The sequence below is a fragment of the Erythrobacter tepidarius genome (assembly GCF_002155695.1).
Taxonomy (GTDB): Bacteria; Pseudomonadota; Alphaproteobacteria; order Sphingomonadales; family Sphingomonadaceae; genus Erythrobacter; species Erythrobacter tepidarius.
The window spans coordinates 25,630-40,411 of the sequence record NZ_MUYJ01000003.1 but is presented as its reverse complement, the minus strand read 5'-3'; the positions used below and the strand labels follow the sequence as shown (position 1 = coordinate 40,411).

General features: G+C 67.7%; 14 protein-coding genes. 10 read left to right on the top strand and 4 right to left on the bottom strand.

What is annotated here, in order from left to right; translation table 11 throughout:
• The first annotated feature begins 88 nt into the window (after window positions 1-88).
• Genes BZF61_RS03225 through BZF61_RS03215 form a run of 3 tightly spaced genes read left to right on the top strand, consistent with a single transcriptional unit; the run spans window position 89 to window position 2,930 of the window.
• Window positions 89-349, top strand: a complete 261-nt coding sequence (locus BZF61_RS03225) for a hypothetical protein (protein WP_086617219.1) — start codon at window positions 89-91, stop codon at window positions 347-349.
• Window positions 346-1,734 (top strand): NAD(P)H-hydrate dehydratase, encoded by a 1,389-nt coding sequence (locus tag BZF61_RS03220; protein WP_086617218.1) that lies wholly within the window; start codon window positions 346-348, stop codon window positions 1,732-1,734. The genes BZF61_RS03225 and BZF61_RS03220 overlap by 4 nt, the downstream gene beginning before the upstream one ends.
• The gene (locus BZF61_RS03215) at window positions 1,731-2,930 is read left to right on the top strand and encodes a class I SAM-dependent RNA methyltransferase (RefSeq protein ID WP_086617217.1); all 1,200 of its coding nucleotides are present in this window, start codon (window positions 1,731-1,733) and stop codon (window positions 2,928-2,930) included. Before BZF61_RS03220 ends, BZF61_RS03215 begins: the two co-directional genes overlap by 4 nt.
• On the opposite strand, the gene BZF61_RS03210 is transcribed toward BZF61_RS03215, so the two are convergent.
• The 4 genes from BZF61_RS03210 to BZF61_RS03195 are packed head-to-tail and all read right to left on the bottom strand — an operon-like array spanning window position 2,917 to window position 5,768.
• On the bottom strand, window positions 2,917-3,711 hold the full coding sequence (locus BZF61_RS03210) for a hydrolase 1, exosortase A system-associated (protein WP_086617216.1): 795 nt from the start codon (window positions 3,709-3,711) through the stop codon (window positions 2,917-2,919). The two genes, BZF61_RS03215 and BZF61_RS03210, sit on opposite strands and share 14 nt — an antisense overlap.
• On the bottom strand, window positions 3,708-4,382 hold the full coding sequence (locus tag BZF61_RS03205) for an alpha/beta hydrolase family protein (protein ID WP_086617215.1): 675 nt from the start codon (window positions 4,380-4,382) through the stop codon (window positions 3,708-3,710). Before BZF61_RS03205 ends, BZF61_RS03210 begins: the two co-directional genes overlap by 4 nt.
• A gap of 12 nt (window positions 4,383-4,394) precedes the next feature.
• Window positions 4,395-4,691 carry an acyl carrier protein gene (locus BZF61_RS03200; protein WP_086617214.1) on the bottom strand — a complete coding sequence of 99 codons (297 nt, stop codon included), beginning with the start codon at window positions 4,689-4,691 and terminating at the stop codon, window positions 4,395-4,397.
• 42 nt (window positions 4,692-4,733) lie between these two features.
• A complete protein-coding gene (locus BZF61_RS03195) occupies window positions 4,734-5,768 on the bottom strand; it encodes a GNAT family N-acetyltransferase (protein ID WP_169711936.1) in 1,035 nt (344 codons plus the stop codon).
• Here BZF61_RS03195 and BZF61_RS03190 point away from each other — a divergent pair.
• The 7 genes from BZF61_RS03190 (at window position 5,767) to BZF61_RS03160 (ending at window position 14,781) form a co-directional block, all read left to right on the top strand.
• A complete protein-coding gene (locus BZF61_RS03190; protein WP_086617213.1) occupies window positions 5,767-7,314 on the top strand; it encodes an acyl-CoA ligase (AMP-forming), exosortase A system-associated in 1,548 nt (515 codons plus the stop codon). The genes BZF61_RS03195 and BZF61_RS03190 overlap by 2 nt on opposite strands.
• Window positions 7,311-8,537, top strand: coding sequence for a pyridoxal-dependent decarboxylase, exosortase A system-associated (locus BZF61_RS03185; RefSeq protein WP_086617212.1), 1,227 nt, complete (start codon window positions 7,311-7,313; stop codon window positions 8,535-8,537). The genes BZF61_RS03190 and BZF61_RS03185 overlap by 4 nt, the downstream gene beginning before the upstream one ends.
• Window positions 8,538-8,742: 205 nt before the next feature.
• Complete coding sequence (locus BZF61_RS03180; protein WP_086617211.1) at window positions 8,743-9,384, top strand: XrtA/PEP-CTERM system exopolysaccharide export protein; 642 nt, start codon at window positions 8,743-8,745, stop codon at window positions 9,382-9,384.
• 15 nt (window positions 9,385-9,399) lie between these two features.
• Window positions 9,400-10,920 (top strand): XrtA system polysaccharide chain length determinant, encoded by a 1,521-nt coding sequence (locus tag BZF61_RS03175; protein WP_086617210.1) that lies wholly within the window; start codon window positions 9,400-9,402, stop codon window positions 10,918-10,920.
• 16 nt (window positions 10,921-10,936) lie between these two features.
• Window positions 10,937-11,923 carry an AAA family ATPase gene (locus tag BZF61_RS03170; protein ID WP_086617209.1) on the top strand — a complete coding sequence of 329 codons (987 nt, stop codon included), beginning with the start codon at window positions 10,937-10,939 and terminating at the stop codon, window positions 11,921-11,923.
• 2 nt (window positions 11,924-11,925) lie between these two features.
• Window positions 11,926-13,587, top strand: coding sequence for a porin family protein (locus tag BZF61_RS03165; RefSeq protein WP_086617208.1), 1,662 nt, complete (start codon window positions 11,926-11,928; stop codon window positions 13,585-13,587).
• 18 nt (window positions 13,588-13,605) lie between these two features.
• Window positions 13,606-14,781 (top strand): XrtA/PEP-CTERM system-associated ATPase, encoded by a 1,176-nt coding sequence (locus BZF61_RS03160; protein WP_086617207.1) that lies wholly within the window; start codon window positions 13,606-13,608, stop codon window positions 14,779-14,781.
• Window position 14,782 lies beyond the last annotated feature (1 nt).

The window sequence follows — 14,782 nt, the reverse complement described above, 5'->3', positions numbered from 1 at the left end:
CGCTGGCGGGGTGGCGGGTTGCGGCTCTGAAGGCGGATCGGCCCCATCACCTCATGCCAGGGCCTCCGCTTCGCCCTCGGGCGCGGTGATGACCTGCGCGATCGGGGCCGGGGCGGCACTGTCGCGCGGCTGCTTCGTCGAGCGTCGCCCAGGCGGCAACGAGATCATTCTCTACCACCCGGACGGCGGCTTTCGCCGGCTGACCCGCGATCCGGCCAATGGCGCACTGATGACCCGCGACGGGGCCGAGCCGCTGGTGCCGGAAATTGGCCGGCAGGCCGAAGTGGAGTTCACCATCGGCGCAGATCGCTATCGCATCCCGCTTGCCTTGCTCACCGACGCATCGTGAACTTGCGGCAGATCCTCACCGCCGAACAGATGCGCGCTGCCGAGCAGGCGCTGTTCGATGCGGGGATGAGCGTTTGCGAACTGATGGACGTTGCCGCGAGCGGCGCGGCCGAGTGGATCCGGCGGGTGGCGGCGGGACGATCGGTCACGGTGCTGTGCGGGCCTGGAAACAATGGCGGCGATGGCTATGTCATTGCGTCGCGGCTGCGCGAGGCAGGCAATGCCGTCACGGTAGTTGCGCCGCTCGCGCCTGCCACCGCGGCTGCGCAAGAGGCGAAGCGCCGCTGGGGCGGGGGCGTGACGACTTCGGGCGCGGTGCGGGGCGATGTGTTTGTCGATTGCCTGTTTGGTTCAGGTCTCGCGCGCCCGCTGGTGGCCGAACACGCGCTGCTGCTGCGCGATCTCGCCGCACGGCACCGCTACCGGGTGGCGGTGGATGTGCCCTCGGGCATTGCCAGCGATACCGGCGCGGTGCTCAACGAGAAGTTGCCTGGCTATGATCTGACGCTCGCGCTCGGCGCCTGGAAATTCGCGCATTGGAGCCTGCCAGGCCGTGCGCTGATGGGGCAGATGCGGCTCGTGCCGATCGGGATTGCGCGCGTGGAGGGTGCGGCCCAACTGCTCGGGCGGCCGCAGATCGCTGCGCCCGCGGCGGATTGCCACAAGTATCGCCGCGGACTGCTCGGCATTGTCGGGGGGAGGATGCCGGGGGCGGGCCTGCTGGCCGCCCAGGCCGCGCAGCACGCAGGCGCGGGCTATGTGAAACTGCTCGCCCGCAGCCCCGATCCGCGCACGCCCGCCGAGGTCGTGACCGAGACGGCACCGCTCGCGCAGGCGCTTGCCGATCCGAGGATGGCCGCTGTGCTGATTGGCCCCGGCCTCGGACGTGACGGAGCGGCGCGGGTGCTGCTGGACGAGGCACTCGCCCAGGCAAGGGCACTGGTGCTCGATGCCGACGCGCTGATGCTGCTCGCGCCGGCGATGCTCGCGCGCAAGCTGCCGATACTCGCCACCCCGCATGATGGCGAGCTTGAGAGCCTGTGCCGCGCTTTCGGTATCATCGCCGAGGGTCGGCGCGCCCGTGCGGCGGCGCTGGCCAAGGTTGGCGGCATGGTGGTGCTCGCCAAGGGGCCGGACAGCGTGATCGCCGCGCCCGATGGCAGGCTGGCGCTGGGCACCCCCGCGCCGAGCTGGCTATCGGTGGCCGGTTCCGGAGACGTGCTTGCCGGGATTGCCGCGAGTCGCTTGGCAACTGGGGCCGATCCCTTCACCGCCGCCTGCGAGGCGCTGTGGCTGCATGGCGAGGCCGCACGGCGTGCCGGCCCCGCCTTTACGCCTTCGCAGCTTGCCGAAAGGGTGCCCGAAGCGCTAGCGGCCTGCCGGTGAGCAGCCCCGAACCCATCATCCGCCTTGCCGCCAAGGGCGACGGGGTTACCGCTTCGGCCCGGCATGTCGCCGGCGCGGTGCCGGGCGATGTTATCGACGAGAGCGGGGCGATCACGCCCGGCGCGCACCACGTCGCCGCCACCTGCCGCCATTTCTCGACTTGCGGCGGGTGCCAGTTGCAGCATGCCGATGACGTGGTGCTCGCCGACTTCGTGCGTGACCGGGTGGTCAATGCGGCGCTTGGGCAAGGACTGAGGCCGGAGGAATTGCTCCCCGTCCACCTTTCGCCTCCGCACACCCGTCGTCGCGCCGGGCTGCATGGTCTGCGCACCGCCAAGGGCGCGGTGCTCGGCTACCGCGAGGGCGGATCGCACCGTGTGGTCGATCTGGCCGAATGTCCGGTGCTTCACCCCCAGCTTGCCGCGCTGATCGTGCCCTTGCGCGGCTTTATCGCGGCGCATGGCCCTAAGGCGATGGTCGGGATCGACCTGACCCTTGCCGATCAGGGGGTTGAGGTAAGCCTCGCCCATTTTCCTCTCGACGGCCTCGGGCCGACCGAGGCGGCGCTCGATTTTGCCCGCGATCACGCGCTCGCCCGTCTGACCGTCGATCAGGGCTACGGCCCCGAGACGCTGTGGGAACCGGAACCGGTGACGGTGACGCTTTCCGGGGTGCCGGTCAGCCTGCCGCCGGGGGCCTTTCTTCAGGCGACGCAGGATGCCGAAAGCCGCATGGCCGCCGATGCCGCCGAGTGGCTTGGCGATGCGCACCGCATTGCCGATCTGTTTGCGGGTCTCGGCACCTTCGCCTTTGCCTTGCGCGAGGGCCGCAAGGTGCTGGGGGTGGAGGCCGATCGTGCCGCCTATCTTGCCTGCAAGACCGCCGGTGCGCTCGCGGGCGGCGCTGTGCTGGCGCTTCACCGCGATCTGTTTCGTTCGCCGCTCCAACCTGCCGAATTGAACCGGTTCGATGCCGTGCTGCTCGATCCCCCGCGTGCAGGCGCCCGTGCGCAGGTCGCACAGATCGCCGCCAGCAATCTCAGGCGCGTGGTCTATGTCAGCTGCAATCCGTCAAGCTGGGCGCGCGATGCGGCGAGGTTGGTAGAGGCCGGGTTCCGGCTAGCGAAACTGCGCCCGGTGGGCCAGTTCCGCTGGTCGACCCATGTCGAGCTGACCAGCCTGTTTATCCGGCCTTGAGCAGCGCGAGGATCTGCGCTTCAAGCCACGCCTGATGCTCAGGCTCGACAAAGGCATGACCTGCGCCTTCGCAGCGGCGGATGCGCGGGTCGTTCTTGTCCCACGCCGCCTCGAACAGCTGTGCGGTCCGATCGGCGGTGGCAAGTAGGATGCGTGTCTCGCCGGTAAATCCAGCCAGCCCTTCGCGCATCTCCTGCGCGAGATTGGACGCGGCCGGGGCAGGGCCGAGCGCGCGCATGAGGCCGCGTGCCAGCTTGCCGAGATTGACGCCGCCGCCGAGCAAGCGTGCGATTTCGCGCGGGTTCTTCAACTTGGCGAGATAGCGCGCACGGATCGCGCTTGGCGGCGGGATTGCGTCGGCATCCGTACCGCTCTCGCCCTGTTCGATGGTCCAGGGGTTCGACAGCACCAGCCCATCGCACCCCGCGCCGCCCATCAGCATCAGCGCCGAAGCCGCATCGCAATTGCCGAAAGCAACCACGCGCCGAACCTGTGGAGCGATGGCGCGGAAGGCCTCGATCGCTGCGGTGATGTCGCGGGCCGAGTGACGAAAGCCGCGGTTCTCGCCTTCGCTGTCCCCCACCCCGCGCCGGTCGAAACGGAACACCGGAAACCCCTTCTCGGCGATCCGCGCGGCAAGCCTTGCCTGTCCGGAGAATGCGCCCGCACGCAGCTCGTTGCCGCCAGAGACGATCAGCAGGCCGACGCTTTCCGGCGCGGTGTCGAGCGTTGCGGCAAGGCGCAAATCCTTGCAGGCGAAAGAAAGCCGAAGACGAGTCATGCCAGGCTCCCGGCGATGATCGCTGCCAGCGCGTCGCTCTGGCGCGGGTCCTCGTCCGGTTCGGCGCGCAGCCACAGTCCGGGGCCGCCGAGCGCACTCTGGGCGATCACGCTCTGCCCTTCGGCAAGCTCCGGCTCGGCGCGCTCCAGTTCGCGGATCATCGCCGCGCCGAGCGGCCAGCCGCCGAGCACCAGCCCCTTGCTGCGGCCCAGCGCCATCAGCGCCTCGGCGGTTTCTTCCCGCCCGGCCTCGCGCGCGGCAATGGTGCGGGCGCGGATCATCCCGCGCAGCGTCTTGGGGCCGGATTGGGGGGCATAGTGCCACCCGGGAAGGTGGGCGGGGGCCAGCAGCGCCCCGGCCCGGATGGCCAGGACATGGGTCGCACCAAAGACATGCGCTGCCGCCGACATGCCTTCCCGCCATCCGCCGAGCGTCTGGGTTTCAAGCTTGGCGAGGCTGTCGTTGCAACCGGGCAGATCGGGCAGGAAACTGTCGATCCCTGCCTTGTCGAGGCGCCGCATCACCTCGACCGTGAAGCGCCGCAGCTTGTTGGCCTCATCGAACCAAGCCGGGCAGACGAGCACGCGCACAGGCCGCGCCCGATCGAAGGCGAGGAGCAGTTCCTCTCCCACCGCGCCATCGGCGCCGGCAACACTCCAGGCGGCAATCACGCCTGGGCGGGCCTAGTCGCCGGCAAGCTTGGCCCGGGCAAAGGCCAGCAGGCCGCCATAGGTTTCCAGCATCTCGCCATCGACGTCGTCATCCTCGATCACGATGCCAAGCCGGTCCTCCATCTCGGTGAGCAGGCCGGCTACCGCCATCGAATCCAGTTCGGGCAGGTGGCCGAACAGGCCCGAATCCGGCGCCAAGGCCGCCGCCTGCGCGGGATCGAGGCCGAGAACGTCGGCAATCAAGCCCTTGAGTTCCTGATCGAGCGCGGCTTCGGCGGCCTCGCTTGCGAGGGTTGGATTAGCATTCATCGGATCGCCCAAATCCCTGTGATCGACGCTTGGCCGCGGGGCTTAGCCATGCCGCCGCGCGCGTGCAAGCGTTGCGGCGGGCGATGCGCCTGCGCCGCGCAGCAAGCGCTTGGCCAGCGGCGCCCAGGCGGCAGGCTGCCCCAAGTCGAGACAGTCGATGCGGAACCGGGGGCGCACGGCTTCCATCCAGTCAGCCTTGTAGCGCTGGTCGCCAGTGCCGAAGTCGACCAGGTCGACCTTGTCGATATCGATCACGTGGGCAAACAGCGCGGCGCTGAGCGTCGTGCCGGCGGAGAGCGATTTGTGGCTTTCGAGATGGGCAAGCTTGTGGATGTAGGCGACGCCGTTTTCGACCGTCCAGCACTGGGCTGCCACCGCGATTCCCTCGGCCCGGGCAACCCCCAGCCGCAGCCGACCGGCCGCGCCCTCGCTCTGTGCAAAGGCGCGCAGCATCGCCGGCTGGTCTTCGGCCGGCTTCCAGCTCGCGGCATAGATTGCCTCATATTCGGCCCAAACCGCCGGATCGAAGCGAGTGAGCACCTCGGTCACGACCTTGTTTGCCTTGCGCTTGAGCGTGGTGCGTAGCGGCCCCGGACGGCGCGACCAGTACTCCGCGAAGCTGCGTCCCCGGACCTCGAGAATGTGATTGGTGTCGCAGGTTTCGACCGCGACCCGCCAGCCGGCGGCACGAAAGGCACGGGCGAGACGCTCGGCCGAGCCGTCCTCGCCCGGCACGGGTTCGAGCGTGACGCGGTGGCCGCGGGTCTTCAACTGCCGTGCGATCGCTTCGAGCAGCCGGTCGCCCGCCTCGCCCTCGGGAGCGAGCTGGCGCCAGGTGAAAGAGTACCAGTTACGCAACGGCGCGATTCGTCCGCCTTCCTGCGTCAGGGCAAGGGCGGCGGTGTGTTCGGCATCGCTGGCGATCGCGATCAGCGGGGTAAGGCCGGTCTCGGCGAGCAGGGCATACCACTCCGCGCGGTCGAAGGGTGCGGCGGCTGCAGGCGCAGTCAGTGCTTGCAAGACATTAACGCTATCGTGATACCGCGCTTCGATCACGGAAAGATTGCTCCCATTCATGCCCAGCCTGCCCGATCCTCTCCCGCGTCCGCTCGATCATCTTGCCGAACTGGCAGGGGCGGCGGGTCATGGCGAAAGGCCGGCGCTGGTGCTGCGCGATGAGACGCTTAACCACAATCAGTTAAGACAGCGTGTCGCGATGCTGGCCGGATGGCTCGCGCAGATGGTTCCCGAAAAGGGTGCGCGGGTGGCCAGTTGGGCGGCCAAAGGAGAGCTGACCTGTCTGCTGCCGCTTGCCGCGGCGCGGGCCGGGCTGGTGCACGTGCCGATCAATCCGCTGCTCAAGCGCGCGCAGGTGGCGCATATCCTCGGTGACAGCGGAGCAAAGCTGCTGATCGGCACCGGCGCGCGGCTGGCCAGCTTCCAGCCGGGCGATCTGCCCCCCGGCTGCGCGGCGCTGGGCGAGGGCGAGGCGCTGGCGGCAGCGCAAGCGGCCGGGCGTGGGCTTGGGCCTTCCGAGGCGGATCCGGCCCAGCTCGCAGCCATCCTCTACACCTCAGGCTCCACCGGCAGGCCGAAGGGGGTGATGCTGAGCCATGCCAATATGTGGCTCGGCGCCGTCAGCGTGGCGCATTACCTTGCTATGGCCGAAGACGACGTGACACTGGCGGTGTTGCCGCTCTCCTTCGACTATGGCCAGAACCAGCTCTTGAGCACATGGTATGCGGGCGGCTGCGTGGTGCCACTCGATTTTCTGCTCCCTCGGGATGTCGTCAAGTTCTGCGCGAAGCACGCGGTGACGACCCTTGCCGCGGTGCCGCCCTTGTGGGTGCAACTGACCGAGATCGAATGGCCGGCCGAAGCTTCGGCCCCCCTGCGGCGGCTGACCAATAGCGGCGGAGCGTTGACAGTGGATCTGGTGCGCAACCTGCGCAGGATGTTCCCGCAGGCGCGGCTGTTTCCGATGTATGGCCTGACGGAGGCGTTCCGATCGACCTTTCTCGATCCCGCGCTGGTTGATACCTTTCCGACTTCGATGGGCAAGGCAATCCCGTTTGCGGAAATCCTGGTGATCAACGACGCCGGGGAGGTTGCCGCCGATGACGAGGAGGGCGAACTGGTCCATTGCGGCCCGCTGGTCGCACAGGGCTATTGGCAGGACGCTGAGCGCACCGCCGAACGCTTCAGGCCTGCGCCTGCTGCATCGACCTATGGCGGGATGGCGGTGTGGTCGGGCGACCGGGTGCGCCGATCGGCCGAAGGCCTGCTCTATTTCGTCGGACGGCGCGACGCGATGATCAAGAGCGCGGGCAACCGCATATCGCCGCAGGAAATCGAGGAGGCGGCCCTCGCCACCGGTCTTGTTGCCGAAGCGGTGGCGCTCGGCGTGCCGGATGCACGGCTCGGACAGGCGGTGCATCTGGTGGTGCGCGGCAGCGGCGATGCGGCCGCACGTGCCGATCTGCCCAAACGCCTCCAGCGCGATCTTCCCAATTTCATGCAGCCGCAGATGATCCATTGGCGTCAGGCCATGCCGATCAATCCCAACGGCAAGATCGACCGCACAGCATTGCAAGCCGAACTCGAAAGGGATTTTGCGACATGAAACCCGTCGGTCCGATCCCCGCCGGTTACGAGAGCCTTGCGGGTGAGCTTGCGATAGGTGGGATGCGGGCGAGCGAGCTGGTGGCCGCTGCCGGGCGGACGCCGCTGTTCGTCTATTCGCGCGCGCACCTCAATGCCCGCATCGCCCAACTGCGCGCGGCGCTGCCAGCGCAGGTCGGGATCAACTACGCGGTCAAGGCCAACCCGCATCTTGCGGTGATCGGCCATTTGGCCCCGCTGGTCGACGGGTTCGACATTGCCTCATCGGGCGAACTGGGGCTGTGCCTCAAGGCCGGGATCGATCCGGCACGGATCAGCTTTGCCGGGCCGGGCAAGCGCGACGAGGAACTGGAGGCGGCGATTGCTGCCGGGGTGACGCTCAATTGCGAGAGCCTGGGCGAGGGGCGCCGCGCGCTCGCCATCGGCCAGCGCCTTGGCAAGGCGCCGCGCATTGCGATCCGGGTCAATCCCTCGTTCGAGCTCAAAGGCTCCGGGATGAAGATGGGCGGCGGGGCCAAGCCTTTCGGGGTAGATGCCGACAAGGTGCCCGAACTTGCCCGCGAGCTGATCGCGCATGGGGCCGAGTGGCGAGGCTTGCACATCTTCACCGGCAGTCAGGCGCTGAGCGCCGATGCGATCATCGAAGCGCAGGGCAATGTGCTGGATCTCGCCGCCCGGCTGACCGAGGCGATCGGTCATGGCTGCCCCAAGCTCAACATGGGCGGGGGCTTTGGCATTCCCTATTTCCCGGGCGACGAGCCGCTCGATCTCGATCGCGTCGGGGCTGCGCTGATCGCGCGGTTGGAGCACCTGCCGGCGGTGCTGGCAGACAGCGAGCTTTGCCTCGAACTGGGGCGCTATCTGGTCGGCGAGGCGGGGGTTTACCTGTGCCGCGTGGTCGACCGCAAGGAGAGCCACGGGGTGGTCTATCTCGTCACCGACGGTGGGTTGCATCACCAGCTGGCCGCTTCGGGCAATTTTGGCACTGTGGTGCGTCGCAATTATCCTTCGGCAATTGCAACGCTTTACGGGGCAGAGCCGACAGAAGAGGTGAACATCGTCGGCTGTCTGTGCACCCCGCTCGATCGGCTTGCCGACAATGCCATTATGCCGCGCGCCGACGTCGGCGATCTGGTCGCGGTGTTCTGCGCCGGGGCTTACGGGGCCAGCGCCAGCCCGAGCGCTTTTCTTGGCCACGGGCCGGCAGCCGAACTGCTGGTCTGAGCGCAGGCGATCCCTGCCGGTGTTAACCCGCGCAGATCCGCTGTCCCGATCCGGGATGGGAGGCGATTTGGCGCTGTATAACTAACCAGATGTTCACCAATTTCGACGAAAAGGAACAGGCCGTCCGCAAGGCGCGGTTTGCAGGTCGCTCCTGCATCCGGCCCGTGCCCTGTCGATGCGCATTCAGGCCCAAGGATCCTCGTCAATGGTTCATTCGCTGTCTTTCGTCCGCCTTGCCACGCTCGGTCTCGCGCCGCTGTTGCTGGCGGCCTGTGCGGGCACCGGGCCGGAATTGCCGCCAGCCAATTACAGCGCAAGTCCGATTGTGCCTTCCGAGCCATACACCATCGGTCCGCTCGACGAGATTACCATTCACGTGTGGCGCAATCCCGAACTTTCCGCCGAAAAGGTGCGTGTGCGGCCCGATGGCCGGCTGACGATCCCGCTGGTGCAGGACATCCCGGCGGTCGGCAAGACCGCCACACAGTTGCAGGAATACATCGCCGGCGAACTGTCGAAATACATCGAACAGCCGATCGTCTCGGTGATCGTCAACACGCCCGAGGGCAACTTCACCCAGCAGGTGCGGGTGATCGGTGCGACCGCGCAGCCTGCGTCGCTGCCATACCGGGCCAACATGACCGTGCTCGACGCGATGATCGCGGTTGGCGGCCTGAGCGAATTTGCCGCCGGCAATTCGGCCAAGTTGATTCGCCAGAATCGCGAAACCGGCAAACAGGAGGAATACCGTCTGCGTCTCAGCGATCTGATCCGGCGCGGGGATGCCAGCGCCAATGTCATGCTGATGCCGGGGGACACCATCATCATTCCCGAGAGCCGGTTCTAGGGGGCACCGCCGGGCATGAGCGAGATCTTCGAGGAACTGCGCGCGGCGCTATGGTCGGTTTGGCACCGGCGCTGGCTGGCTATTGCAGTCGCCTGGGGCGTGTGTCTGCTCGGGTGGCTGGTGGTCAGCATGGTCCCCAACACCTACGAGAGCAAGGCGCGCGTCTATGTCGACGTCGAGGACGTGCTCTCCAAGCAGCTCGGCATTGCCGGTGACGGCAAGGAAGAGATCATGCGCGTGCGCCAGACCCTGTCGAGCGCCAAGAACCTCGAAAAGGTGATCACCGCCACCCGCCTCGGTGAAGCGGTGACCGATCGTGGCGCGCTCGATGCGATGATCAGCGAGCTCGAAAAGAAAGTGAAGGTGACGAGCGAGGAGGACAACCTGTTCGAGATCACCGCCGCAATCGGCCGCAGGGATCTGTCCGATGCTGAAAACGCCGTGCTGGCGCGCGACGTGGTGCAAAAGCTGCTCGACATCCTGCGCGAGGAGCACGTGGTCGGCAACCGCGCCGGGATCAGCTCGGCGATCGAAGATCTCGACCGGCAGCTCGAAGAGCGCAAGCGCGAGCTCGAGGCCGCCGAACAGCGCCGCCTGAACTTCGAGGCACAATATCCCGATCTGGTCGGCGGTTCGGACAGCCTCTCGGGCAAGATCCAGCAGGCGCGTGCCGAACTGCGCGCGGTCGATGCCGATCTCGCCGCCGCCGAAAGCGCGCTGGCGGCGATTTCGGGCCAGCTGGCCAACACGCCGCGCACCATCGTCGGCGGACCGCAAGCGACCGGGCCGCGCGCCGCGCTCCAGCAGGCCCAGACCCAACTCGCCGAGCTGCGCTCACGCGGGTTGACTGACAGCCATCCCGATGTCGTGGCGGTCACCAAGCAGGTTTCCTTGCTTGCCCGGCAGGCGGCTGCGGCCGGCGACGATGCCGGCGGCGCGCCCAATCCGGCCTACGCCTCGTTGCTGGCGATCCGCACCGAGCGGCAGGCCAATGTCGATGCCTTGCAGGCCCGCCGCGCCGCACTCCAGAGCGATTTCGCCGCGCTCATGGCAAGCCAGGCCTCCGAGCCGGCGGTCGCCGCCGAAGCCAACCGCATCAGCCGCGACTATGACGTGCTGCGTGCCAATTACGAAAAGCTGCTTCAGGATCGCGAGGCGCTGCGCACGCGCGGTAAGGTCGAGGACAAGGCCAGCCAGTTCCGGTTCGACGTAATTCAGGAGCCGAGCGTACCGCAGAAGCCGGTTGCCCCCAACCGTCCGCTGCTGCTGCTAGGGGTGCTGATCGTCGGACTCGCAGCCGGGGCAGGCGCCGCCTATGCGCTCGGCCAGCTCAAGTCGAGCTTCGCCTCGCCGCAGAAACTCGAGCGCGCCTTCGACCTGCCGGTGATCGGGGCGATCTCGCTGACCATGTCGGATACCGCGCGCGTAATGGAAAAGAGACGCCTCAAGCAGTTTGCCGGGGCATGCGCCGGGCTGATCGGCGTGTTCGTGATCCTGCTGGCGATCGAGATCGTCTCGATCGGGATGATCGCGTGAGGACAGGGGCAACGCGATGACCGATCAGGCCAAGATCAACCGGGAAAGCGCAAGGCCGGCCTCGCTGTTCGAGCGGGCCGACAGCATGTTCGGGCTGGGGCTGGCACACAGCGCGCCCAAGCTTCCGCCAGTGCCGCCGTTGCCCGAGGCCCCACGCCGCGCGCCTAGGCCGCAACCCGCCGATCGCGGGTCGCAGCCCGCGGCGGATAGGCCGCGCGCCGCTGCCCCAAGCAGTGCGCCTTCACCGACTGCGCGGGCCCCGCGCGCGGTCGCCTTCTGCGGGCCCTTTGCTGAAGTCGACCGCGAGCATCTGCGCGAAGGGGGATTCCTGGTGCCCGAGGATTCTGTCACCGGGCTGCTGGAGGAGTTCCGTATCGTCAAGCGCGAACTGCTTGCCGATGCTCGCGCCTCCGACAGCGCGCTTGCGCGCCGCATCCTCGTGTGTTCGCCCCATCCGGGCGAGGGCAAGACCTATTGCGCCACCAACCTCGCCATTGCGCTGGCGGCCGAACGTGACCTGGAAGTGCTGCTGGTCGATGCCGACGTGGTCAAGCCAAGCGTCACCGCAAGGCTGGGGATCGCGGGCGATCTGGGCCTGATGGACGCGCTTGCCGATCCTGCGATCGCGCCCGAGAGCCTTGTTATCCGAACCGATATCGAAGGGCTGTTCGTGCTGCCCGCCGGCACCGCCTCTGCCCGCGCCGCCGAATATCTTGCCAGCGCCCGTACCGGCGCGGTGCTCGACCGCCTGACTCAGGGCGCGCCGAAACGTATCGTGATCTTCGACACGCCGCCGGCGCTGGCCGCTTCGCCGGCAGCCGAGCTTGCCGCCCACGTCGGGCAGGCGCTGCTGGTGGTCCGCGCCGACGAGACCGGGCGTGCCGCGATCGAGGACGCGCAGCAGCTGCTCTCGGCCTGCCCGGATATCAAGCTGCTGCTCAACGCCGCGCGCTACAGCCCTTCGGGGCGGCGCTTCGGCAGCTATGGCGCGGAACGGAGGTGACCATGCGCGCTTCGATTTGCGCTCTGCCGCTCGCATTGGCCGCGCTGGTCGCTGGTGCGCCGGCGCTGGCCCGGCAGCAGCCGGCGGTTTCCCCACAAGGGCAAGCGCAGAGCACGGGCGTCTCTGCCGACCAGCGCGCCAATCGCGTGGTGCAGCCCTATATCGAGGTCGGGCAAGTGCTGTCCGCCGAGCTTTCGCCGGGCGATGATGTGCTCACCTTCACCACCATCGCCGCGGGTGTCGATATCAATGTCCAGGGCCGCAACAGCGGCGCGGCTGTTTCGCTGCGTTACGAGCGCAACATCGGCTATGGCGACAACAGCGTCGATAGCGACACCCTCAGCGGTGTCGCGCGTGGGACGCTGGCGTTGGTGCGCAACACGCTGAGCCTTGAAGCTGGCGCGCTGGCGTCGCGCACCCGCGTCGATGCCGGCGGCGGCACCACCACCAATCCGCTGGTGCGCGAGGACGCGGAAAGCCGCTTTTACAGCTTCTATGCCGGGCCGAGCCTCAACACCCGTGTCGGCGACGTCGGCGTGCAGGGCGTGGCCAGGGTCGGTTACAACCGCTTCGAGAACGACGCGGTGCTGACCAATGCGCAAGGTGATCCGGTCGATGTGTTCGACGACAGCGTGACATATATGGGACAGGTGCGCGCTGGCACCCGCGCGGGCGAAGTCCTGCCGGTCGGTCTGGCTGTGACCGCCGGTGGTTTCCAGGAAGACATTTCCAACCTCGATCAGCGCGTGCGCGACCTTTTCGTGCGCGGCGACGTGACCATCCCGGTCAGCCCGACCCTCGCGCTGGTGGGTGGTGCGGGTTACGAGAACGTTGAGATTTCCAGCCGCGACGCGCTGCGCGATGCCAATGGCAATCCGGTGATCGGCAATGACGGGCGCTTCGTCACCGATCCCGCCTCACCGCGGGTCCTCGCCTTCGACGTCGATGGCCTGCTGTGGGACGTGGGCGTGATGTGGCGTCCGTCCTCGCGCACCTCGCTCGAGGCGCGGGTGGGCGAGCGATACGATTCGACCACCTATTACGGAACCTTCACCTACGCCCCCAGCCAGCGCAGCGCCTTCGCGCTCAGCGTCTATGACGGGGTCACCGGCTTTGGCGGTCTGCTCAATCGGTCGCTCGCCAGCCTGTCGAGCGATTTCGAGGCGATCCGCAATCCGGTGACGGGCGATTTCGGCGGACTGGTGCAAGGCGCCGAGGGTCAATCGGTCATCGGCGGGCTCGGATCGGTGCGCTCGGCGGCATTTCGCGGCCGCGGTGCGCGCGCTTCCTATCAGCGCCGGATGGGACGCACCACGGCAGCGCTGGGGGCGGGCTATGACCGGCGGACCTTCATCGCCGCCCCCGGAACGGCGCTCGGGCCGCTCGATGGCCTGACCGACGAAAGCTATTACGTGATCGGCGGGCTGACCCGGCAGATTGGCCAGAACGCGAACCTCACCACCAATGCCTACGTCAACTGGTTCGACAGCGCCGAGCCGAACGGCGACGTCACCGCGATCGGCGGCTCGGCAGCCTACAACCAGTCCCTGACCCGCCGCCTCACTGCGCGCGCGGCGGTGGCGCTCGATTACTTTGACAGCGAGTTCACCGCCGAGGACTTCGCCTTTGCAACGGCGCTGGTCGGCCTGCGCTACGACTTCTGATTGGGGAGCGACACGTTCATGTACGAACAATATTACGGCTTCAGCGCCCGGCCATTCCAGCTGACTCCCGATCCCCAGTTCTATTTCGAGAGCGCGAGCCACAAGAAAGCGATGAGCTATCTCGGCTACGGCCTTGGGCAGGGCGAGGGCTTCATCGTCATCACCGGCGAGATCGGCGCAGGCAAGTCGACCTTGGTCGCGCACCTGATGGAGCGGATTGACCCAGCGGCGCTGACCGTGGCGCAGGTTGTCACCAGCGCGCTCGACGGGGCTGAAATGGTCCATGTCGTCGCGCAGGCCTTCGGGCTTGCCGTCGAAGGGCATGACAAGGCCAGCGCGCTCGGCGCGATCGAACATTTCCTGCAGGACGAGGCCCGCGCCGGTCGGCGCTGCCTGCTGGTGGTGGACGAGTGTCAAAGCCTCGATCTTGCCGCGCTGGAAGAGCTGCGGATGCTGTCGAACTTCCAGCTCGGCGCACACCCGCTGCTGCAATGTCTGCTGCTCGGCCAGCCCGAATTCCGCCGCACGCTGGCCCATCATCCAGGGCTCGAACAGCTCCGCCAGCGCATCATCGCCTCGCACCATCTCGAAGCGCTCGATGATGGCGAGGTCGAGGACTATGTCCGCCACCGCCTCGGCCATGCCGGGTGGAAAGGCCATCCGGCGCTCGGCGAAGGGCTGCTGGGCGCGCTCTATCGTCACACCGACGGCATTCCGCGCCGGGTCAATCAGGTGATGAACCGCCTGCTGCTGCTCGGCGCGATCGAGGAACGCTCCGAGCTGACGCTGGCGATGCTCGACGCCGTGGTCGCCGAGATGGCGGTCGATCAGACCCGCGGCGCGCATGGTCGCGGCGATCTGCGCGCGGCGCCCGTTGCCCCGGCTTCGCCCGAAATGGGCGCCGGGGCCGACAGCCTGCCTGCCGCGGAAGTCGCGGCGCTGCTCGCCACCCGCGATGCCCGCACGGCCGAACTCGAAGCGGCGATCTGCGCGCTTCAGGCTGCTGGCGCGGCGCAAGGCAAGGCCGAGGACGAAGCGCTCTCGCCCGAGGAAGTGCGCCTCGCCGAAGCGCGCTTTGCCGCCGAACTCGAACGCATCGAAGCGCGGCTTGAAGAGCAGGAGCAATCCTTCCGCCACGTGCTGGCCATGCTGATCGAGTGGCTTGAGGACAATCCGTCGCGCGAGGCGGCGTGAC

Excerpts from the sequence above, each read along its gene's own strand:
- BZF61_RS03190 (WP_086617213.1), top strand. The coding sequence starts at position 5,767 with ATGCCCAGCCTGCCCGATCCTCTCCCGCGTCCGCTCGATCATCTTGCC.
- BZF61_RS03160 (WP_086617207.1), top strand. The coding sequence starts at position 13,606 with ATGTACGAACAATATTACGGCTTCAGCGCCCGGCCATTCCAGCTGACT.
- BZF61_RS03225 (WP_086617219.1), top strand. The coding sequence starts at position 89 with ATGACCTGCGCGATCGGGGCCGGGGCGGCACTGTCGCGCGGCTGCTTC.
- BZF61_RS03165 (WP_086617208.1), top strand. The coding sequence starts at position 11,926 with ATGCGCGCTTCGATTTGCGCTCTGCCGCTCGCATTGGCCGCGCTGGTC.
- BZF61_RS03200 (WP_086617214.1), bottom strand. The coding sequence starts at position 4,691 with ATGAATGCTAATCCAACCCTCGCAAGCGAGGCCGCCGAAGCCGCGCTC.
- BZF61_RS03185 (WP_086617212.1), top strand. The coding sequence starts at position 7,311 with ATGAAACCCGTCGGTCCGATCCCCGCCGGTTACGAGAGCCTTGCGGGT.
- BZF61_RS03210 (WP_086617216.1), bottom strand. The coding sequence starts at position 3,711 with ATGACTCGTCTTCGGCTTTCTTTCGCCTGCAAGGATTTGCGCCTTGCC.
- BZF61_RS03195 (WP_169711936.1), bottom strand. The coding sequence starts at position 5,768 with ATGAATGGGAGCAATCTTTCCGTGATCGAAGCGCGGTATCACGATAGC.
- BZF61_RS03175 (WP_086617210.1), top strand. The coding sequence starts at position 9,400 with ATGAGCGAGATCTTCGAGGAACTGCGCGCGGCGCTATGGTCGGTTTGG.
- BZF61_RS03170 (WP_086617209.1), top strand. The coding sequence starts at position 10,937 with ATGACCGATCAGGCCAAGATCAACCGGGAAAGCGCAAGGCCGGCCTCG.
- BZF61_RS03180 (WP_086617211.1), top strand. The coding sequence starts at position 8,743 with ATGGTTCATTCGCTGTCTTTCGTCCGCCTTGCCACGCTCGGTCTCGCG.